Source organism: Protofrankia sp. CiP1_Cm_nod2, from assembly GCF_920664355.1.
Classification (GTDB): domain Bacteria; phylum Actinomycetota; class Actinomycetes; order Frankiales; family Frankiaceae; genus Protofrankia.
Genome location: NZ_CAKKTL010000076.1, coordinates 1 through 21,562, shown reverse-complemented (window position 1 = coordinate 21,562; position 21,562 = coordinate 1). Strand labels below are relative to the sequence as shown.

The following is a 21,562-nucleotide window of genomic DNA, read 5'->3' as shown; positions in this document are numbered from 1 at the left end:
AGCACCGGCGGTGGCACCGGCCCTTGGCCCCGCCGGGCCGGCCGGGCCCGGCGCGCCGGCCCGGCCGGCGGGATCCGGCTCGTCCCAGGGGGCGTCCGCCCGGACCTGCTCCCAGACCGGGCTGGACAGCGCCAGGTCCAGCCGCCGGGCAAGTTCGATCATGCCGGGATAGCCGGCGAAGGCGTGGTGGCGTTCCTGGTTGACGTCGAGGAAGGGCAGCCTGCCCTTGAGCGCGGTGTACTGGTTGCGGCCACCGGCGATCAGGATGTCGGCCTGGGTGTCGGCGACCACCCGCAGCAGTTCGGCGGGCGTGCCGTTGCGGATGACGATCCCGTCCGCACCGAGCAGTTCGGTGATCTTGTCGACGTCGTCCTCGGTGCTCTTGGTGGCCCCGGAGGCGACGACCTCCACCCCGAGGTCCTGCAGCGCCGCCACCAGCGACCAGCTCTTCACCCCGCCGGTGTAGAGCACCGCCCGGGCGCCGGCCAGCCGCTCCCGGTAGGGGGCGAGCGCCGTCGCCAGGGCGGCCTCCTCGGTGGCGATGAGCTCCTCCGCCCGCCAGGAGAGCTCCTTGCCGCCGAGGACGCGGGCGAAGCCGCGCAGGGTGTCGCGCATCGCCCGGACGCCGTAGAAGCTGCCCTCGAACCAGGGGATGCCGTAGCGGTCCTCCAGCCCGCGGGCCAGCGAGAGCAGCGCCCGCGAGCAGACGACCATCGTCGCCTTCGCGCGGTGGGCGGCGGCGACGTCGGCGTAGCGGCCGTCCCCGCTGATGCTCGCCAGCACCCGGATGCCGAGCTTCGCCAGCAGCGGGGTGACGTCCCACAGCTCGCCGGCGATGTTGTACTCGCCGACCAGGTTCACGTCGTACGGCGTGGTGAACGCCGGTTCCACCGTGCCGATGACGTGGTCGAGCAGGGCCTGGCCGGCGAGCCGGTTGCCGAAGTTCTTGCTGCCGGCGAATCCCGGCGAGTGCACCGGGACCACCGGGACGCCGGTCGCGTCCGCCGCCGCCGCGCACACCGCGTCGACGTCGTCGCCGATCATCGCGGTGACGCAGGTGGCGTACACGAAGACCGCGGGCGGGCGGTGGCGGCGCGCGGCCTCGACGATGGTGTCGTAGAGGCGCTGCTCGCCGCCGAAGACCACGTCCTGCTCGCCGAGGTCGGTGGCGAAGCCCCGGCGGTAGAGCGTCGGGCCTGAGGAGAGGCTGCCCCGGCCGTCCCACGAGTTGCCGGCACAGGCGATCGGGCCGTGCACCACGTGGGCGACGTCGGCTATCGGAACCAGAGTGATCATCGCGCCGTCGAACGCGCAGCCGCCGGCGGTGCCGCCCGGCTTCGGCCGGGAGCAGCCCGTCTTGCGGGCTTTGGGATCCTTGGCACGGTTGTGGTCACACGCCGGTTCGTCGAAGAGTACCGCGGCGTCGATCTTCGTCAGGGCAGCCATTTTCCCCTCAGCGGACGATGTCGGTCAGCACGCTGTGCCGGTCAGCGGATGGTGTCGGTCAGCACCCGCTGCCGGTCAGCGGATACTGCCGGTCAGCGGACGGTGCCGGTCAGCGGACGATGTCGAAGCTGTGGTCGGGCGCGTTGCGGTCCAGCTCGTCGAGGAACAGGTTGACCAGCTGGGTCAGCAGCGCCAGGCCGCCGGCATAGCCGTAGATCGGGAAGCGGTGCAGGTGGTGCCGGTCGAAGATCGGGAAACCGGCCCGGAACAGCGGCACGTCCGCCTCGCGGGCGAGGTGCTTGAGGTGGGTCGCGCCGACGATGAGGTCGACCGGCTCGGTGAGCACGAGCGACCGCAGGTGCCAGCCGTCCTTGCCCGGCCAGACGGTCGCCTGCCGGCCGAACGGGCTGGCGGCCAGCAGCTCCCGGGTCTGGTTGGCCCAGGTCTCGTCACCGTTGGTGGCCAGCACGTGGACCGGCTCCATGCCCAGCTCCAGCAGGAAGCCGAGCATCCCGGTGACGAAGTCGGGGTCACCGGCGATCGCGACCCGCTTGCCGTGCACGTAGGCGTGCGAGTCGGTCAGGGCGTCGAGCAGCCGCCCGCGCTCCGCGGTGATCTCGTCCGGTACCGCGACCCCGGCCACCCGGGCGATCTCGGTGATGAAGGCGTCGGTGCTGCCGATGCCGATCGGCGGGTTGACCGTCACCGTCTCGCCGGCCCAGCCGTCCACGGTCTCCCTGGTCCGCTTGGAGCCGAAGGGCTGCAGGAAGACGGTGGCGATGGCGTTGATCGAGTCGGCGGCGACGGCGAGCGGGGTCCCGCCCGGGTACATGTGGTACTCGCCGGTCGCCGGGGAGTCGAGGCTGTCGCTGTGGTCGCCGAGCACGGCGTGCTTGACACCCAGCAGGCTCAGCAGCCGCTTGAGCTCCCGGATGTTGCCGACGTAGGGGTCGAAGCCCGGCACGATGTTGACCGTGCCGTTGGACGCGCCCTTCTTGCCCTCGGTCAGGTACGACAGGATGCCGCGCAGCATGTTGTCGTAGCCGAGCACGTGCGAGCCGACGAAGCTCGGGGTGTGGGCGTACGGGACCGGGATGGTCTCGGAGATCGCGCCCTTGGTGCGGGCGTTGGCGATGAAGTTCTGCAGGTCGTCGCCGATCACCTCGGCCATACAGGTGGTCGACACCGCCACCATGTCCGGCTTGTACACGTGCACGGCGGTGCCGAGGGCCTCGATGAGGTTGCTCAGGCCGCCGAAGACCGCCGAGTCCTCGGTCATCGACGAGGAGACCGTCGGCACCGGCTCCTTGAAGTGCCGGGCGAGGTGGCCGCGGAAGTACGAGGTGCACCCCTGCGAGCCGTGCACCAGCGGCAGGGTCCCGGCGAAGCCGAGGGCCGCGAGCACGGCGCCCAGCGGCTGGCACGCCTTCAGCGGGTTGATCGTGAGGTCCTTCCGGGCGAAGTTCTTCTCCCGGTACTCCCACGACCGGGTCCACTCGGCGACCCGGTCGACCTCCGCCGGCGAGGAGCCGGCCTCGAACTGCTTCTTGCGCTCGCGCTGCTCCTGGTACTCGGGGCCCTTGAACAGTGTGTTGTGGTCTCGCACCACAAGTGCGTCTGGGTTGGTGGACACCAGCGATCCTCCGGTTCACGGGCGAAAGAACACGTCTTCCGCGGGGAATTACGAGCGGAAGACGTGCCCTTCGCGGGAAGCCACGGGCGAAAGACACGTCTTCCGCAGGGAAATCAGCTCTTCTTGGAATTCGCCCACGGCGCGTCGAACAGGTTCCACGACGGGCTGTTCACAGCGCTGTCCATGTCCCGGGCGAAAATCGCGAAGCCCTCGACACCGTGGTACGGACCGGAGTAGTCCCAGGAGTGCATCTGACGGAACGGCGTCCGCATCTTGTGCGAGACGTACTTCTCCTTGATGCCGGCGCCGACCAGGTCCGGCTTGAGACGGCGGGTGAACTCCTCCATCTCGTAGGCGGTCGGGTCGTCGTAGACCACGATGCCCTGCTTGAGCTCGGGGTAGCTACGGGTGTAGTCGTCCTTGTGGGCGAACTCGTAGCCGGTCCCGATGACCTCCATGCCGAGGTCCTCGTAGGCACCGACGGTGTGCCGCGGGCGCAGGCCGCCGACGGCGAGCATCACGGTCTTGCCCTCGAGCCGGTGCCGGTAGGTCTCCCGCACCTTGTCGAAGAAGGGCTGGTACCGCGCGATGGCGGCCTCGGTCTTCTCCTTGATGGTGTCGTCGAAGAACTCGGCGATCTTCCGCATCGACTCGACGATCTTCGTGGGGCCGAAGAAGTTGAACTCGGTCCACGGGGTGCCGTACCGCTCCTCCATCGTGGTGGCGATGTAGTTCATGGAGCGGTAGCAGTGCAGCACGTTGAGCTTGGCCAGGTGGGCGGTGGCCATCTCGTTGACGGTGCCGTCGCCGGACCACTGGGCGATGACCCGCAGGCCCATGTCCTCGAGGATCTTCCGGGAGGCCCAGGCGTCGCCACCGATGTTGTAGTCACCGAGCAGCGTGATGTCGTACGGGGTCTGCTCGGCGATCTCCCGGGTGCCCAGCACATGGTCGCGGATCGCGTCGTTGGCGATGTGGTGGCCCAGCGACTGGCTGATCCCGCGGAACCCCTCGCACTTGACCGGGACGACCGGCATGTTCAGCCGCTTCGTCGCCGCGGTGGAGACCGCGTCGATGTCGTCACCGATCAGGCCGATCGGGCACTCGGACTGGATGGAGACGCCCTTGACCAGCGGGAAGACCTCCACCAGCTCGTCCAGGATGGCGGCGAGCTTCTTGTCGCCACCGAAGACGATGTCCTTCTCCTGGAAGTCGCTGGTGATCTGCATGACGGTGAAGTTGTCGATGCCGAGCTGCCCGTTGGCGTAGTTGCGCCGGGTGCCCCAGGTGTACTGGCCGCAGCCGACCGGGCCGTGGCTGATGGAGATGAGGTCCTTGATCGGGCCCCACACCACACCCTTGGAGCCGGCGTAGGCGCAGCCACGCAGCGTCATGATCCCGGGACGGGACTTGACGTTGCTCTTGACCTCACATTCCTTCGCCCCGCCCGGGTCGTTGGGCTTGACGTGCTTCTGGCGGTCCTTCTCGACCTTGGGCGGGTAGGCCGAGAGGACATCATCGATCATCGCCTGCGTCTCGGCAGACGTCACGGGCGGAGTCATGACAGACCTTTCTGGGTGTACGGGGACGAGCGGTCAGGCGCCGACGGCGGAGGCGGCCTTCTGACCGACGATCGACTCGTCCTCCTGCTCCATGATCCCGAAGTCGATCAGGAGCTCCTCGAGCTCGTCCATGCTGATCGGGGTGGGGATGGTCTTCATGTCGTTCTCTTCGATCTTGCGCGCGAGCTCGCGGTACTCGTTGGCCTGGTTCGCCTCGGGCGAGTACTCGATGACCGTCATCCGGCGCAGCTCGGCGTGCTGGACGATGTTGTCACGCGGGACGAAGTGGATCATCTGGGTGTTCAGGCGCCGCGCGAGCTCCATGATGAGCTCGTCCTCACGGTCGGTCTGACGGCTGTTGCAGATCAGCCCACCGAGGCGGACGCCACCGGTGTGGGCGTACTTGAGGATGCCTCGGGCGATGTTGTTCGCCGCGTACATGGCCATCATCTCACCGGAGGTGACGATGTAGATCTCCTGGGCCTTGCCCTGGCGGATCGGCATGGCGAACCCACCGCAGACGACGTCACCGAGGACGTCGTAGGTGACGAAGTCGAGGTCCTCGTAGGCGCCGTTCTCCTCCAGGAAGGTGATGGCGGTGATGACGCCTCGGCCGGCACAGCCGACACCCGGCTCCGGGCCGCCCGACTCGACACACCGGATGTTCCACGCGCCCTCGAGCAGGACCTCCTCGAGCTCGAGGTCCTCCACCGAGCCCTTCTCGGCCGCCTTCTCGATGACGGTGTGCTGGGCCTTGGAGTGCAGGATCAGACGGGTCGAGTCCGCTTTCGGGTCACAACCGACGATCATGACCCGGTTGCCCCGCTCAGCCAGTGCGGCCATCGTGTTCTGCTGAGTGGTGGACTTACCAATACCACCCTTACCGTAGAACGCGAGCTGCCTCATTGGTGTGTGCTCCTCACCGCACGCTTGGGCGTGCGTCACTGTGGAAGAACCGGTGTTGGTTCACCGGACTGCTGTCCGTCCGGGATTTCCGTGCTGTATTCGTTCAGGAACCGGCGCCGGCGCCGGCGGCCAGGCTGGCCGCCGCGAGCTCGTAGAGGTCACGGACCTCCCCGGAGCGCAACGGCCGCTTGAGCGCCGTGACGTGCGACCGCAGGCCGTCCAGGACGGATCCGAGCACGCCCTCGTCGGCGTCGATCCCGTACTCCCGCAGGGCGTGGCGCAGCGACGCCCGCCCCGCGTGCTTGCCCACGACCAGCCGGCGCCGCGCGCCGACCTCCGCGGGGTCGAAGGGCTCGTAGACCCTCGGAGCCTTCAGCACGCCGTCCACGTGGATACCGGACTCGTGGACGAACGCAGACTCCCCGACGATCGCCTTCCCGGTGGGTACCGGCCGGCGTGCCGCGCCCGAGACCAGCTCGGCCAGCGCGCGCAGCGCCGTGGTGTCCAGATCGACCCGGTACCCGAGAAGATGGCGCAGCGCCATCGCCACCTCCTCGAAGGCGGCGTTGCCGGCCCGCTCCCCGAGCCCGGCGACCGTCGTGCTGACGGACCCGAAACCGGCCCGGACCGCCGCGAGCGTGTTGGCGGTGGCCAGCCCGAAGTCGTCATGGGCGTGGATCTCCCAGATGGCCGGCGCCGCCGAGGCGGCCACCACCAGGGCGGACAGCCGTTCGTACGCCCTGGCGGGCTCGAGGATCCCGACGGTGTCGGCCCAGCGCAGACGGTCGGCACCGGCCCGGGACAGCTCGCCGGCGAGGTCGGCGACGAAGCCGTCGTCCGCCCGCGAGGCGTCCTCGAACCCGACCCCGACCAGCAGCCCACGGTCGAGGGCGTACGCGACGCAGCCGAGGATCCGGCCGCGCGCCCACGCCCGGTCACGGCCGAGCTTGTACCGCAGGTGCAGGTCGGACACGGGGATGCTGATGTGGGCCCGCCGCACCCCGCAGGCCACCGCCGCGTCGATGTCGGACCGCACGGCCCGGCACCAGGCGATGACCTCCGCCCGCAGGCCCGCCGCCGCGACACGGCGGATGGCCTCGCGTTCGGACGGCCCCATGGCCGGCACGCCCGCCTCGATCTGCTGTACCCCCACGCGGTCGAGAGCGGCCGCGATGGCGAGCTTCTCCTCGGCGGTGAAGGCGACGCCCGGGGCCTGCTCACCGTCGCGCAGCGTGGTGTCACAGAACCCGATCACGATGTCGTGCTCCACATCATGCGTGCCCTCCGTCAGTCGCACCGAACAGGGAAGAGGCGCTGTGCCGGGCCGGTGCCGGCCAGCTGCCCGATGCCGGATCCGCGCTTTGCGGCCCGCGATCCGCCGGCGGGCGGTCCCGCGATCCTCACCGTTGAGGTGTCGCGATTAGAAATGTCGCTGACCGTTGTTTCGGGCGCTTTAAGCGCCGTATCTTCCCAGTTACTTTTACGCCCGGTCCGCGATTCCGGGACGAATAGCAGAAGAAGCCTGGGCCAGGTGGCCGAAATGCCTGGGACCAATGGTGCGGACGCCGGCCACCACCTGGGTTCCGGCCAGCCGGCAACCTGCCCGCCAACAGTTTTCGACGACCGGCTCCGACAGCGTGCCGTACCAGTTTTTTACCTCCCGAATCCGTTGCCGAATACGGTGTTCGGCGACTTCCGGGACGAACGTTCCGACACCGGTGACCTATTGCCCGGCCCATTGTTCGGATGACCCGGAAATTCCGGCCCGTGGGTCCGGGCGGCCGCCGCGGCCCGGACCGGCGGCGATGCCCGGCAGGGAACAGCGGCTGCCCAGCAGAAAACAACAGCTGCCCGGCAGAAAACAACAAAGGCGTTCCCCGGTCGCCCGCGCCCATTGGGCACGGCCGGCCGGGGAACGCCGGTGGGACGGCGGCCCGGTGGGTCAGGAGCTCAGCGGATCGTCCAGGTGTTGCCCGTGTGCAGCAGCTCGGCGAGCAGGTCGTCGGGCGTGGCATCCGCGACGCCCGTGCGGGCGGCGGCGTTCTGCTCCTGGACCAGCGACTCGTAGGCGGGCCGGGCCACCCGGCGGAACACCCCGACCGGGGTGTTGCTGAGGTCCTGGTCGGACAGCCGGGACAGGGTGAACGCGTACGCCGGCCCGGGCACCGTCTCGTCGTGCACGATGATCTCGCTGCGCGGGACGCTGGCGGTGTCGGCGACCTCCAGGCCGAAGCCGCGCGGCTCGCGCACCACGCACTTCTCCCCCGAGGCGCCGAAGGTGATCGGCTTGCCGTGCTCGAGACGGACGAGCACCGAGTCGCGGCTGGCGGGGTCCTTCAGCACGTCGAACGCGCCGTCGTTGAAGATGGCGCAGTTCTGGTAGATCTCGATGAACGCGCTGCCCTGGTGCGCGGCGGCGGCCCGCAGCACCGAGTGCAGGTGCTTGCGGTCGGAGTCGATCGTGCGGGCCACGAACGACGCCTCGGCGCCGAGCGCCACCGCGATCGGGTTGAACGGGGTGTCCCGGGAGCCGACCGGCGTCGACTTGGTGACCTTGCCGAACTCCGAGGTCGGCGAGCACTGGCCCTTGGTCAGCCCGTAGATCCGGTTGTTGAACATCAGGATCTTGATGTTGACGTTGCGGCGCAGCGCGTGGATCAGGTGGTTACCGCCGATGGACAGCGCGTCGCCGTCACCGCTGACCACCCACACCGACAGGTCCGGGCGGCTGATCGCGAGACCGCTGGCGATCGCCGGCGCCCGGCCGTGGATCGAGTGCATCCCGTAGGTGTTGAGGTAGTACGGGAAACGGGAGGAACACCCGATCCCGGAGACGAAGGTGATCTGCTCCCGGGGGATGCCCAGCTCCGGCATGAACGACTGGATCGCCGACAGGATCGCGAAGTCACCGCATCCCGGGCACCAGCGGACCTCCTGGTCCGACCGGAAGTCCTTGGCGGTGAGCTTGAGCGGGACCTCAGTCATTGCGCACGACCTCCTCCAGGACCGTCTCCAGCTCCGCCGAGGTGAACGGCTGGCCGTTGACCTTGTTGTAGGACACGGCGTCGACCAGGTAGCGGTCGCGTATCACGTGGGCGAGCTGCCCGAGGTTCATCTCCGGGATGACGACGCGGTCGTAGCCGGCGAGCACCGTGCCGACGTTGCGCGGCAGCGGCGAGATGTGCCGCAGGTGCGCCTGGGCGATTGCCACCCCGCGTTCCCGCAGCTTGCGACAGGCCGCGCCGACTGGTCCGTAGGTGGAGCCCCAGCCGAGCACCAGCACCCGGGCGTCCCCGGTGGGGTCCTCGACCTCCAGGTCGGGCACGTCGATGGCCTCGACCCGGGCGGCGCGCAGCCGCATCATCAGGTCGTGGTCGGCCGGCACGTAGGAGACCGCGCCGGTGCCGTCGGCCTTCTCCAGACCACCGACGCGGTGCTCCAGACCGGGCGTGCCCGGCACCGCCCACGGGCGGGCCAGCGTGTGCGGGTCGTGCAGGTAGGGCAGGAACTTCCCGTCCGGCCCGTTGGGCTCGGTGGCGAACTCCACCCGCAGGTCGGGCAGGTCCGCCGGGTCCGGCAGCAGCCACGGCTCGGAGCCGTTGGCCAGGTAGCCGTCCGAGAGCAGGATGACCGGCATCCGGTAGGTCAGCGCGATGCGCGCCGCCTCCAGCGCCGCGTAGAAACAGTCCGCCGGCGAGCGGGCCGCGATCACCGCCAGCGGTGCCTCACCGTGCCGGCCGAACAGGGCGATGTTCAGGTCGGACTGCTCGGTCTTGGTCGGCAGGCCGGTCGACGGGCCGGCGCGCTGCACGTCCACGATGACCAGCGGCAGCTCCAGCATCACCGCGAGCCCGAGGGTCTCGGTCTTCAGCGCGAGCCCCGGGCCGGAGGTCGAGGTGACCCCGAGCGCGCCGCCGTAGGAGGCGCCGAGCGCCGAGCCCACCGCGGCGATCTCGTCCTCGGCCTGGAAGGTGGTCACTCCGTAGCGCTTGTACCCGGACAGCTCGTGCAGGATCTCCGAGGCCGGGGTGATCGGGTAGGCGCCGAGGAAGACCGGCAGGTGGGCGCGCAGGCCGGCGGCGACCAGGCCGTAGGCGAGCGCGGAGTTGCCGTTGACGCTGCGGTAGGTGCCGGGCTCGAGGTTCGCCGGCTTGACCTCGTAGCGGACGGCGAAGTCCTCGGTGGTCTCGCCGTAGTTCCAGCCGGCCTGGAAGGCGGCCACGTTCGCGGCGGCGATCTTCGGCTTCTTGGCGAACTTCTGCCTGAGGAACTCCACCGTGCCCTCGGTGGGCCGGCTGTACATCCAGGACAGCAGGCCGAGCGCGAACATGTTCTTCGCCCGCTCGGCGTCCTTCTTGGAGACCTCGAAGTCGGCGAGAGCGGCGATCGTCGCCGACGTCAGCGGCACCCGGTGGACGATGAACCCGTCGAGCGAGTCGTTCTCCAGCGGGTTGCTTGTATAACCGACCTTCTCCAGGTTGCGGGGAGTGAACTCGTCGGTGTTGACGATGATCTCCGCGTTGGGCGGCAGGTCGGCGAGATTGGCGCGCAGCGCGGCCGGGTTCATCGCCACCAGGACGTCCGGCGAGTCCCCGGGGGTGAGGACGTCATGGGCGGCGAAATGTACCTGGAAGCTGGACACACCGTGCAACGAGCCCGATGGGGCCCTGATCTCGGCGGGGTAGTTGGGAAGGGTGGACAGGTCGTTTCCCAGGATGGCCGTCTCGGAGGCGAAACGGTCGCCGGTGAGCTGCATGCCGTCGCCGGAGTCACCGGCGAACCGGATTGCCACCCGGTCGAGATGCTGGATTTGCTTGGCCACGTACGTGGACCTCCTCAATGACCGACGGTCGGCGAGGGGCATACCCACGGTCCGACCGTGGGTAGAGTGGGCCGTCAGGCCTGCCCGTCCTTCTTATACGGAGGCATTGCTTCCAGCGTGTTTCGCGGTGTCAAATCGCAGTCTCGCGACCAGCGCGGTATCGGTCACGGCATTTCGACAACAACGCCGTCACATATATGGGCGGACGTGCGGGAAAACAATCGCGACCCCCGCCCGCGGCCACCGCCCCGGGACTTTCGGGAAATAATGACCGAAATACGTTTCCCCGGCACCGGGGACAACCGGTCTGTTTCTTTCCGACGAAGGTTCACATCATCCCGGCAACCGGCCCACCGCCCGGGGCCGGTCCGCCCGCGGCGGCTTCCCACGTCTTCCACGTGGCTACCTGGCCGCCGACCCGCCCTTCACCGCCGACCTTCTGGACTGGCTGGACACCCACCGTGCCTTGCCACTGGTGTCGTCGGTCCTGGTCGAGGTCGAGGCGTCCCGCGCGCTACGCCGCTGCGCCCCGCAGGCCCTGGGCAGGCTGCCCGTCACCCTCGCCCGGCTGTACCGGCTGGAGATCGACGCCACGGTCCGAGCCGTCGCGGCCGCCTACGATGATCCACAACTTCGTTCCCTGGACGCCATCCATCTGGCCACCGCCACGGTGCTGACCGACCAGCCCGGCGCCCGGCTGGAGGCGTTCGTCACCTATGACAAACGCCTGCTCGCGATCGCCGCCGGAGCCGGGCTCCCCACCGCCAGCCCCGGCGCGTGACAGCCCTGGCCAGGAGCCTGCTCAGGTTCAATACCCGTACGCCCGTACAGTCCGTGGTACGGCCCGGCCTCCTCCGCCCACGACGAACCGGCCGTCAGCAGCATGGGTGACATCCGGTCCGACGATCATGATGACAGCGCGGGGTGCCGCCGTCGGCCGGCATTTACCAGACGTACTCGGAAAGACGGACGAACCGGAAACCGGTGTCGATCAGTCTGGGCAGCGCGGCCGCCATTCCCGCGGCGGTCCCGCCGGCGGGATGGTTCATGTGGGCGATGACGATCGATCCGGGTTTCGCGCCGAGCACGGCCCGCTCGACCTGGCCGGGGGTGAAGGTCGCTCCGGCGTCGCCGTTGACGTCGAAGTTGACGACACGCTCGCCGAGGTCGGCGACGATCCGGACGGCGACATCGTCGCAGTGGGCGGTGCCCGCCCGGAAGAACCGCGGCGGGTGGCCGAGGAGCGCGGCGAGCCTGTCCCGGTTCCCGGTGACCTCGTCGAACACCCCGGCGGCATCATCCGTGCCCTTTATCCCATACGCTGACCGGCCGCACACCGACAGCGGGCGGTGGGATGTCCCGTGATTCCCTATTGCGAACAGCGGGTCGGCGGCGAGCTCGTGGAAGACCCGGATGTTGGCATCGATCCAGCGGGAGTTGAGGAACAGCGTGGCCGGCATCCCGTGCGCACGCAGAAATGCCACCAGCGCGTGGTCGTAGCCGCTGCCGTGCGGGCCACCGCACGCGTCGAAGGTCAGCGCGATCACCCTGTCGGCGGTGGGCAGGACCGTCGTGACGCCGGGAACATCGATACCCCACGCGGAGGCCTGAACATCACGGTAACGGGCGATCACACCGTCACGGGCCACCCCGTCGGTTACCGGGGCCTGATCGACCGGAGCCTGATCGACCGGAGCCTGGCCCGTCGTCGGCCCGCCGGCTGGCGACGCGGCACCGTCCGCCGGCGGACGGTGACCGGTCGGCAGTGAGCGCGAGTCCGACGTGCCACCCGGCCCGGATCCGGGCCGGGTAATCGATCCGTGCGGCGGAATGGCGCAGCCGGCGAGGGCACTGCTCGCCGCTGTCACCAGGAGACCACGACGGTTCAGGAACAACCCGCTCCCTTCAGGAGGAAGGCGTAGGTGATTCCGGTCGTCCCGACAGCCTTTTCCACCTACACGCACTGGAAGAGTAGGTGGTTTCAGCCGCCCTGGTGACGGTTTCCACCTACGGCTCGGCGTGTCGGCGACCGGAGAGGCAGGGGGATGCGGGCGGGCAGCGGGGCGCGTTCACCAGCGGAGCACGTTCACCAGCGGTGCTCGTGGCGGACGCGGCGGACGATGACGAACAGGTCGATCACGGCGGTCAGGGCGACCAGGCCGAGCAGTACGGCGGGCACCGGGCGGTCCTGGACCGCGAAATAGGCGCACATGGCCGTGGCGAACAGCAGCCCGAACATGGCGAGGGCGAAACGCAGGCCCAGCGCGCTGCGGGCGGGAGGATACCCGCCCGGACCGCCGTTCACCCTGGCCCGCCCGCCGGCCCGTCCGCCGTCACGGCATCCCCGTCGTTCACGTACGGCAGTGTGCCCACCACGTCCTCAGATGAACACGCCTGAAGCGCCGGTCGGGCAGTGCGGATCCCTTCCGCAACCACCCAGCCAGGCCATGATCGGCATAATTTTGTCGTTCTGTACGCTTTTTGGCCGTATCGGCGTACACCACGACAAAATTATGCTGATCTTCGCCGGTGGCCGGTGGCCCCGGAGCTGTCCGCCGGCTCCAGCCGGCCCGGCCGGCCTGGCTGGCTAGAGCAGTTCGCGGTCGCCGAGGTAGGGGCGCAGGACCTTGGGGATGCGGACGTGGTGGTCCGCCGTCTGGAAGTTCTCCAGGATGGCGGCCAGCAGCCGCGGGGTGGCCACCGCCGTGTTGTTCAGGGTGTGGGCGAAGCGGACACGCCCCTCGGCGTCCTTGTAGCGGATGTTCGCCCGCCGCGCCTGCCAGTCGTGCAGCGTCGAGCAGCTGTGGGTCTCCCGGTAGCGTTCCAGCGACGGGAACCAGGTGTTGATGTCGTTCATCCGGAACTTGCCCAGGCCCATGTCGCCGGTGGCGCACTCCACCACCTCGTAGGCCAGGCCCAGGGACTGCAGGACGGTCTCGGCCGTGTCCAGCAGCTCGGCGTGCCAGCGGGCCGACTGCGCCTCGTCGGCCTCGCAGATGACGAACTGCTCGACCTTCTCGAACTGGTGGACCCGCAGCAGCCCGCGCACGTCCCGCCCGGCGCTGCCGACCTCGCGGCGGAAGCACGGCGAGATCCCGGCGTAGCGCAGCGGCAGGTCACGCAGGGCGAGCATCCCGCCGGCGTGCAGGCCGACCAGCGCGACCTCGGCGGTGCCGGCGAGGAACAGCTCGTCGGCGGGCAGCTCGTAGATCTCCTCGCCGTGCCCGGGCAGGAAACCGGTGCCGACCAGCGCCTCCCGTTTCACCAGCGACGGCACCGAGACCAGCCGGAAGTCCCTGTGCGCGAGCAGGTCCAGCGCGTAGGAGTGGACCGCCCGCTCCAGCAGGACGAGCTGCCCGGCCAGCGCGTAGGCGCGCTCCCCCGAGACGTTGCGGGCCCGTTCGAACTCCGCCCAGCCGCGCTTCTCGGCCAGCTCGACGTGGTCGAGCGGGGTGAAGTCGAACGCCGGCCGCTCCCCCCAGACCCGGATGACGGTGTTCGCGGACTCGTCCGGGCCGACCGGGGCGCCGTCCCACGGGATGTTCGGGGTGCGCAGCAGCAGGTCCCGCAGCCGCTCGCCGGCGGTCTCCAGCTCGTCACGGGTTTCGCGCAGCTGGACGTCGAGGGCGGCGGAGCGCTCCCGCAGCCGCTCGCGGCCGACCGCGTCGGCGCTCTTGAACGAACCCGCGAGCTCCCGGCGCTCACGCTGCGCCGTGTCCAGGGCGTGCTGCAACGATCGCACGCTGCGGTCGAGAGCCAGGATGCCGTCGACGTCGAGGTCGACCCCCTTGACGCGAGCGGCCTCGCGCACGGCATCGGGATTCTCCCGGATGAACCGCCTGTCCAGCATCTGGCTCCTGTGCCCTCCAGCGGGGCGCCCCACAGGCGCCCTGCCCTGTCAGCGGAGCGCCCTGCGGCGCCCGGTGGCTCCCCCTCCGCCGGACACCTACGGCGCCCTCGCACGGACCACCACGGATATGTGACGTCGCCGAAAAGCCTACAGCGCCCGCCAGGGCACGCTGTCGATCACCACGTGGGAGACACGGGCCGCGGCCTGTACCGCGGCCCGTACCAGGAACCGGATCCCGGATTCCCGCTCCGCGGAAATCCGGGTCTGTCCAGGGGCTATCTGCGGGTGGGGGTGACCGGCTCGGGCAGATCGGTGGTCCCGCGCAGGTAGCGGTCGACCGCGGCGGCGGCGGACCGGCCCTCCGCGATCGCCCACACGATCAGTGACTGGCCGCGGCCCATGTCCCCGGCGGCGAACACAGCCGGCACCGAGGTGGCCCAGCCGGCGTCGCGGGCGACGTTGCCGCGGGCGTCGAGAGCCACCCCGAGCTGCTCGAGCAGACCCGTGCGCTGCGGCCCGGTGAAACCCATCGCCAGCAGCACCAGCTCGCAGGGCAGCTCGACGTCGCTGTCGGGCACCTTCTCGAAACGGCCGTCGACGAGTCGGACCTCGTGCATGCGCAGCGAGCGGACCCGCCCCGCGTCGTCCCCGAAGAAACGCTCGGTGGAGACGGCGAAGACGCGCTCGCCGCCCTCCTCGTGCGCGCTGGACACCCGGTAGACCACCGGCCAGGTCGGCCACGGGTTGGCCGCCGGCCGCGACCGCGGCGGCCGCGGCATGATCTCAAGCTGGTGCACGGAACGGGCGCCCTGGCGCAGCGCGGTGCCCAGGCAGTCCGCGCCGGTGTCGCCACCGCCGATGATGACCACCCGCCGGCCGGCCGCGCTGATCGGGGACGCCGCGAGATCACCCTGCTGGACCCGGTTCGAGGGCACCAGGTACTCCATGGCGAGGTGGATGCCGTCGAGGTCGCGGCCGGGGATGTTCAGGTCCCGGCCGACCGTCGAACCGCCGGCGAGCACGACCGCGTCGTAGGAGGCGCGCAGCTCGTCCCCGGTGATGTCGACGCCGACGTCGCAGGACGCCATGAACACCGTCCCCTCGGCCCGCATCTGGGCGAGGCGGCGGTCCAGGACGTGCTTTTCCATCTTGAACTCGGGGATGCCGTAGCGCAGCAGGCCACCGATGCGGTCGGCCCGCTCGTACACGACGACGTTGTGGCCGGCGCGGGTGAGCTGCTGGGCCGCGGCGAGCCCGGCCGGGCCCGACCCGACCACGGCGACCCGCTGGTCGGTGCGCGTCGACGGCAGCACAGGGCGGACCGCACCGTCGCCCCACGCCCGGTCGATGATCGACACCTCGACCTGTTTGATGGCCACCGGATCGTCGGAGATGCCCAGCACGCAGGCGGCCTCGCAGGGCGCCGGGCACAGCCGTCCGGTGAACTCCGGGAAGTTGTTGGTGGCGTGCAGCCGTTCGATCGCGTCGTGCCAGTCGCCGCGGCGCACCAGGTCGTTCCACTCCGGGATGATGTTCCCCAGGGGGCAGCCGTTGTGGCAGAACGGGATGCCGCAGTCCATGCACCGGGTGGCCTGGTCCCGCAGGGAACCGGCCGGGAACGGCTCGTAGACCTCTTTCCAGTCGGTGAGGCGTACGTCGACGGGCCGGCGCTTCGGCTGCTCCCGGTGGTGCCTGAGGAATCCTGTCGGGTCAGCCATACCGCTCCTGTCGGGTGGTGGGGTGCTGCCGGGTGACGGGGTGCCGTGCGCCGGGCGCCGCCGGCCGCGGGGTGCGGGTCGCGGGGGCGGCGTCGCGGGGGCGGTGCTCGACGCGGTTCTCGGGTGTGTGTTTCATCGGGTTTTCGCGGGGGTGTTTTACAAGGATTTCACGGACATGTCGACGGCGCCGGGTTCATCGGGCGGACCGCCGGGAAGAGCGCGGTATGCCGCCGGACGCATCGGGAACATCGGACACGCCCGGTACGTGCCGCGCGGGGGCGGTGCCGCCGGGAACCTCCCGCCCGGCGGGCATCACCCGCCGGGACGCCGCCCAGCCGCGGATGAGCCGAGCGGCGCCCCGGACGGGCTCAGCCGCGGGCAACCGCCATGATCAGATCATCGGCGGGCAGCCCGTCCTCCTCCGCTTTCTTCATAGCCGCCAGCACGCGCTTGTAATCCCGCGGCATCACCTTGACGAACCGGGCCTGCTCGTCCTCCCAGCGGCCGAGCAGGCCGGCGGCGACCGTGGAGCCGGTCTCCCGCCGGTGCCGGGCGATCAGTGTGTGCAGCAGCTCGCGGTCGTCGTCGTCCAGCGGCTCCACGTCGACCATCTCGATGTTGATCCGCCGCCGCGACGGCCGGTACAGGTAGGCGACGCCGCCGCTCATCCCGGCGGCGAAGTTGCGCCCGATGGGCCCGAGCACGGCGACGGTGCCGCCGGTCATGTACTCGCAGCCGTGGTCGCCGACGCCCTCGACGACGGCGGTCGCGCCCGAGTTGCGGACACAGAACCGCTCGCCGACGATGCCGCGGAAGAACGCCTCGCCGGCGGTGGCGCCGTAGAGCAGCACGTTGCCCGCGACGATGTTCTCCTCGGCGCGCAGCGGCGCCTCCTTCGGCGGGAAGACGATGATCCGGCCGCCGGAGAGGCCCTTGCCCGCGTAGTCGTTGGTGTCGCCCTCGAGGGTGAGCGTCACCCCGCGCGGCACGAACGCGCCGAAGCTCTGCCCGGCCGAGCCGGTGAACCGCAGCGAGATCGTGTCGTCGGGCAGGCCCCGCGCGCCGTACCGCCTGGTCACCTCGTAGCCGAGCATGGTGCCGACCGTCCGGTTGACGTTGCGGATCGGCATCTCCAGCCACACCGGCCGGCCGTCCTCAAGAGCGTCCTCGCAGAGCTGGATCAGGGAGTTGTCCAGTGCCTTGTCCAGCCCGTGGTCCTGGGCGGTCGTGCAGTGCAGGGCACCGCCGAACGGCCGCTCCGGGCTGTGCAGCAGCGGGGTGAGGTCGAGGCCGGCCGCCTTCCAGTGGTCGACGGCGGCGCGGGCGTCGAGGAACTCGACGTGCCCGACGGCCTCCCGCAGGGTGCGGAAGCCCAGCGCCGCGAGGTACTCGCGCACCTCCTGCGCGATGAAGGTGAAGAACGCCTCGACGAACTCGGGCCGGCCGGTGAAGCGCTCGCGCAGCGCCGGGTTCTGGGTCGCGACCCCCACCGGGCAGGTGTCGAGGTGGCAGACCCGCATCATCACGCAGCCGGCCACCACCAGCGGGGCGGTGGCGAACCCGAACTCCTCGGCGCCGAGCAGGGCGGCGACGACGACGTCCCGGCCGGTCTTCATCTGGCCGTCGACCTGGACGACGATCCGGTCGCGCAGGCCGTTGAGCAGCAGGGTCTGCTGGGTCTCGGCGAGCCCGAGCTCCCAGGGGGCGCCGGCGTGCTTCAGCGACGTCAGCGGGGACGCGCCGGTGCCGCCGTCGTGCCCGGAGATCAGCACGACGTCGGCGTGGGCCTTGGACACCCCGGCGGCGACCGTGCCCACCCCGACCTCGGCGACGAGCTTGACGTGCACCCGCGCCCGGGTGTTGGCGTTCTTCAGGTCGTGGATGAGCTGGGCGAGGTCCTCGATGGAGTAGATGTCGTGGTGCGGCGGCGGGGAGATCAGGCCCACGCCTGCCGTCGAGTGCCGGGTCCGCGCGATCCACGGGTAGACCTTGTGCGCGGGCAGCTGGCCGCCCTCACCCGGCTTGGCGCCCTGCGCCATCTTGATCTGGATGTCGTCGGCGTTGGCGAGGTACTCGCTGGTCACCCCGAACCGTCCGCTGGCGACCTGTTTGATCGACGAGCGGCGCAGGTCGCCGTTGGCATCGGGGACGTAGCGCCTGGCGTCCTCCCCGCCCTCGCCGGTGTTCGACTTGCCGCCGATCCGGTTCATCGCGATCGCGAGGGTCTCGTGCGCCTCGGCGCTGATCGAGCCGTAGGACATCGCCCCGGTCGCGAACCGCCGGAGGATCTCCGAGACCGGTTCGACCTGCTCGATCGGCACCGGCGGGCGCAGCCCCGCGCGCAGCTCGAACAGGCCGCGCAGGGTGGCGTTGCGCCGGGAGAGCTCGTCGACGGTGGCGGTGTACTGCTTGAAGACCTCGTACTGGCGGCTGCGGGTGGCGTGCTGGAGCAGGAAGACCGTCTCCGGGTTGAACAGGTGCACCTCGCCCTCGCGGCGCCACTGGTACTCCCCGCCGGCGTCGAGGTCGCGGTGGGCGAGCTCGCTGGGCAGCGCCGCGTACGCCCGGTGATGGCGGGCGGCGACCTCGTCCGCGAGGACGTCGATGCCCACCCCGTCGAGCCGGGACGGCGTCCCGGTGAAGTAGGTCTCGACGAGCCGCTGGGACAGGCCGATCGCCTCGAACAGCTGCGCGCCGGTGTAGCCGGCCACGGTGGACACGCCCATCTTGGACATGACCTTCAGCACGCCCTTGCCGAGCGCCTTGATGAGGTTCTTCTGGGCCTGCTCCCGGGTGATCCCGTCCAGCTCGCCGGCGTCGAGGATGTTGTCGATCGACTCGAAGGCCAGGTACGGGTTGACCGCGGCCGCGCCGTAGCCGAGCAGCAGCGCGATGTGATGGACCTCACGGGCGTCACCGCACTCGACGATCAGGCCGACCTTGGTGCGGGTCTTCTCCCGGATCAGATGATGGTGGACGGCGGCGGTCAGCAGCAGGGAGGGGATCGGGGCCTTGTGCCGGTCGCAGTCGCGGTCGGAGAGCACGACGACGCGGGCGCCGTCGGCGATCGCCTCGCTGACCCCGCGACAGATCTCCCGCAGCCGGCCGGTGAGCGCCGCCCCACCGCCGTCGACGTCGTAGAGGCCACGGACGGTCACCGCGGCGAACCCGGGCATGTCACCGTCGTCGTTGATACCGACGATCTTGGCGAGTTCGGCGTTGCTGATGACCGGGTACGGCAGGCGCACCAGCCGGCAGGACGCCGGCGACGGCGCGAGCAGGTTGCCCTCAGGGCCGAGCGTGCGCGCCAGGCTGGTGACCATCTCCTCCCGGATCGCGTCCAGCGGCGGGTTGGTGACCTGCGCGAAGAGCTGGGTGAAGTAGTCGAACAGCAGCCGCGGGCGCTGCGAGAGCACCGCCACCGGGGTGTCGGTGCCCATCGACCCGATCGGCTCCGCGCCGGCGCGGGCCATCGGCGCGATGATGACCCGCAGCTCCTCCTCGGTGTAGCCGAAGACCTGCTGGCGGCGGCGCACTGACTCGTGCCCGTAGATGACGTGCTCGCGCTCGGGCAGGTCGTCCAGGGAGATCAGGCCGGCGTGCAGCCACTCCTCGTAGGGTGCGGCGGCGGCCAGCTCGGACTTGATCTCCTCGTCGTCGACGATCCGGCCCTGGGCGGTGTCGATCAGGAACATCTTCCCCGGCTGCAGCCGGCCCTTCTGCACCACCTTGTGCGCGGGAATGTCGAGGACGCCGACCTCGGAGGCCATCACGACCAGGCCGTCGTCGGTCACCCAGTAGCGGGACGGGCGCAGCCCGTTGCGGTCGAGCACCGCGCCGATGACCGTGCCGTCGGTGAAGGCGATCGACGCCGGGCCGTCCCACGGCTCCATCAGCGCCGAATGGAACTGGTAGAAGGCCCGCCGGGCCGGATCCATCTCGTCGTGGTTCTCCCACGCCTCCGGGATCATCATCAGGACGGCGTGCGGCAGGCTGCGCCCGGCCAGGTGGAGCAGTTCCAGGACCTCGTCGAAGCTGGCCGAGTCGCTGGCGCCGTCCGAGCAGATGGGGAACAGACGGTTCAGGTCCCCCGGGATCAGGTCACTGGCGAGCAGCGCCTCCCGGGCGTGCATCCAGTTGCGGTTGCCACGCACGGTGTTGATCTCACCGTTGTGGGCGGCGAACCGGTACGGGTGCGCCAGCGGCCAGCTCGGGAAGGTGTTGGTGGAGAACCGGCTGTGCACCAGCGCGATGGCGCTGGCGAACCGGGGGTCGTCGAGGTCGGGGAAGTACGCGGAGAGCTGGTGGGTGGTGAGCATCCCCTTGTAGACGACGGTGCGCGCGGACAGGGAGGCGAAGTACACCCCCGCCTCCCGGTGGGCCCGGGTGCGCACACGGAACGCCCGGCGCTCCAGGTCCATCAGGTCGAAGGGCTCGCCGCCGCCGGCGCCGTCACCCGCTGTGACACCGGCCGTGACACCCACCGTGCGGCCGCCGCCGGCCGTGGCGGGCAGGCCGAGGAAAAGCTGGCGCATCCACGGCTCGACCTCCGCGGCGGACCGGCCGACCATGTGACTGATCACCGGAACCTCGCGCCAGCCAAGGACCCGCAGGCCCTCCGCGCGCACGATCCGGCTGATCGCGCGGACCGCGTCGTCCCGGTCGCCGGCGATCTGCGGCAGGAACGCGGTGCCCACCGCGTACTGGCCGGGCGGCGGCAGCGGGAAGTCGACGACGTCGCGCAGGAACGCGTCCGGGACCTGCAACAGGATGCCCGCGCCGTCACCGGTGTCCGGGTCGGAGCCGGACGCGCCCCGGTGGTCGAGGTTGCGCAGCACGGTGAGGCCCTGTTCGACCAGTTCGTGACTGCGTCGCCCACGGACATCGACGACGAAGCCGACCCCGCAGGCGTCGTGCTCGAACGTGGGGTCGTACAAACCTTGTGCGATCGACATCCGGCGGGTCCTGTCCGTCTTCAGGGGATCTCCAAGAGGCGGACGACGCTGTCCGGACGCGCCGCCGACAGGAAATGTCCCGGCCGGGCGCACTAACGAGTGTGCCACGTGCGCACCGGATCCGCCGTGATCACAAACGGGCTGGCGGCGGATGTGGCCAACCGGGCACGCGGTGGCGCCGCGGCCCCAGACCCGCCGGCCGGCCCCGGAGCACGCCGCCCTGAGCGTCCACCAACGTCACCGCCGTCTTTCGTCGCTGTTTCCAGCGCCGCATCCCAGCGCTGTCCGCGATCGCCGTCAGCCACCGGCTGTCGGATGCCGGACACCTCGCTCCGCGTACTCTCCGCTTTCTCCGCGCTCCCCTCCGTCCTCTCGTCCTCTTTGACCTCCCCGTTCTCTCCTTTTTTCCGTTTTCCCCGTTTTTCGCCGTCGCGGCCTGGCGCCGCCGGTCAGGACTGGTTGGACGGCTCGGCGGCCGCGCGGACGGCGGGCTCCACGCCCGGCGGCACGCCGTCGGGCCGTGCCGCCGGGGAGGCCTCCCCGCCCGGGCCGCCGCTCTCGGCCACCGCGCTCTCCCCGCCCACGCCGTCGGCCCGGGCCGCGGCGTCACCGGAGGCCTCGCTGCCCGGCTCGTCCGCGGCGGCCGCGGGCCCGGCGGCGGGCTCTGCCG

Annotated in this window: 13 protein-coding genes and 1 pseudogene; 1 reads left to right on the top strand and 13 read right to left on the bottom strand. The window is 70.4% G+C overall.

Features of this window, described 5'->3' with window-relative positions; genetic code table 11:
- The 7 genes from nifE to NBW84_RS10835 form a co-directional block, all read right to left on the bottom strand.
- On the bottom strand, positions 1-1,446 hold a 1,446-nt coding region (nifE, locus tag NBW84_RS10865), incomplete at its 3' end, for a nitrogenase iron-molybdenum cofactor biosynthesis protein NifE (RefSeq protein ID WP_250284184.1).
- A gap of 109 nt (positions 1,447-1,555) precedes the next feature.
- The gene (gene nifK, locus NBW84_RS10860; protein ID WP_250284182.1) at positions 1,556-3,079 is read right to left on the bottom strand and encodes a nitrogenase molybdenum-iron protein subunit beta; all 1,524 of its coding nucleotides are present in this window, start codon (positions 3,077-3,079) and stop codon (positions 1,556-1,558) included.
- A gap of 113 nt (positions 3,080-3,192) precedes the next feature.
- Positions 3,193-4,641: a nitrogenase molybdenum-iron protein alpha chain gene (gene nifD / locus NBW84_RS10855; protein ID WP_250291657.1), complete on the bottom strand. Its 1,449-nt coding sequence runs from the start codon at positions 4,639-4,641 to the stop codon at positions 3,193-3,195.
- Positions 4,642-4,674: 33 nt separating this feature from the next.
- Positions 4,675-5,547 carry a nitrogenase iron protein gene (gene nifH / locus NBW84_RS10850; RefSeq protein WP_250284178.1) on the bottom strand — a complete coding sequence of 291 codons (873 nt, stop codon included), beginning with the start codon at positions 5,545-5,547 and terminating at the stop codon, positions 4,675-4,677.
- 103 nt (positions 5,548-5,650) lie between these two features.
- Complete coding sequence (nifV, locus tag NBW84_RS10845) at positions 5,651-6,817, bottom strand: homocitrate synthase (protein ID WP_250284176.1); 1,167 nt, start codon at positions 6,815-6,817, stop codon at positions 5,651-5,653.
- A gap of 680 nt (positions 6,818-7,497) precedes the next feature.
- The gene (locus NBW84_RS10840) at positions 7,498-8,532 is read right to left on the bottom strand and encodes a 2-oxoacid:ferredoxin oxidoreductase subunit beta (protein ID WP_250284175.1); all 1,035 of its coding nucleotides are present in this window, start codon (positions 8,530-8,532) and stop codon (positions 7,498-7,500) included.
- Positions 8,525-10,411, bottom strand: coding sequence for a 2-oxoacid:acceptor oxidoreductase subunit alpha (locus tag NBW84_RS10835; protein WP_250284173.1), 1,887 nt, complete (start codon positions 10,409-10,411; stop codon positions 8,525-8,527). The genes NBW84_RS10840 and NBW84_RS10835 overlap by 8 nt, the downstream gene beginning before the upstream one ends.
- A gap of 364 nt (positions 10,412-10,775) precedes the next feature.
- On the opposite strand from NBW84_RS10835, the gene NBW84_RS10830 reads away from it, so the two are divergent.
- Positions 10,776-11,150 carry a PIN domain-containing protein gene (locus NBW84_RS10830; RefSeq protein ID WP_445548424.1) on the top strand — a complete coding sequence of 125 codons (375 nt, stop codon included), beginning with the start codon at positions 10,776-10,778 and terminating at the stop codon, positions 11,148-11,150.
- A 163-nt stretch (positions 11,151-11,313) separates the two neighbouring features.
- Here NBW84_RS10830 and NBW84_RS10825 read toward each other — a convergent pair whose 3' ends face one another.
- From NBW84_RS10825 to NBW84_RS10800, 6 genes and pseudogenes are all read right to left on the bottom strand, one after another.
- Positions 11,314-12,018: a polysaccharide deacetylase family protein gene (locus tag NBW84_RS10825; RefSeq protein WP_250284169.1), complete on the bottom strand. Its 705-nt coding sequence runs from the start codon at positions 12,016-12,018 to the stop codon at positions 11,314-11,316.
- A 437-nt stretch (positions 12,019-12,455) separates the two neighbouring features.
- Entirely contained in the window at positions 12,456-12,674 is a 219-nt protein-coding gene (locus tag NBW84_RS10820) for a DUF6343 family protein (protein ID WP_250284167.1), read from the bottom strand.
- Positions 12,675-12,956: 282 nt separating this feature from the next.
- On the bottom strand, positions 12,957-14,219 hold the full coding sequence (gene serS, locus NBW84_RS10815) for a serine--tRNA ligase (RefSeq protein WP_250284155.1): 1,263 nt from the start codon (positions 14,217-14,219) through the stop codon (positions 12,957-12,959).
- 275 nt (positions 14,220-14,494) lie between these two features.
- Complete coding sequence (locus NBW84_RS10810; RefSeq protein WP_250284153.1) at positions 14,495-15,937, bottom strand: glutamate synthase subunit beta; 1,443 nt, start codon at positions 15,935-15,937, stop codon at positions 14,495-14,497.
- Positions 15,938-16,305: 368 nt separating this feature from the next.
- Positions 16,306-20,892: a glutamate synthase large subunit gene (gene gltB, locus NBW84_RS10805; RefSeq protein WP_250284150.1), complete on the bottom strand. Its 4,587-nt coding sequence runs from the start codon at positions 20,890-20,892 to the stop codon at positions 16,306-16,308.
- 449 nt (positions 20,893-21,341) lie between these two features.
- Positions 21,342-21,562 (bottom strand): annotated as a pseudogene (locus NBW84_RS10800) (prolipoprotein diacylglyceryl transferase); the annotation flags it as partial.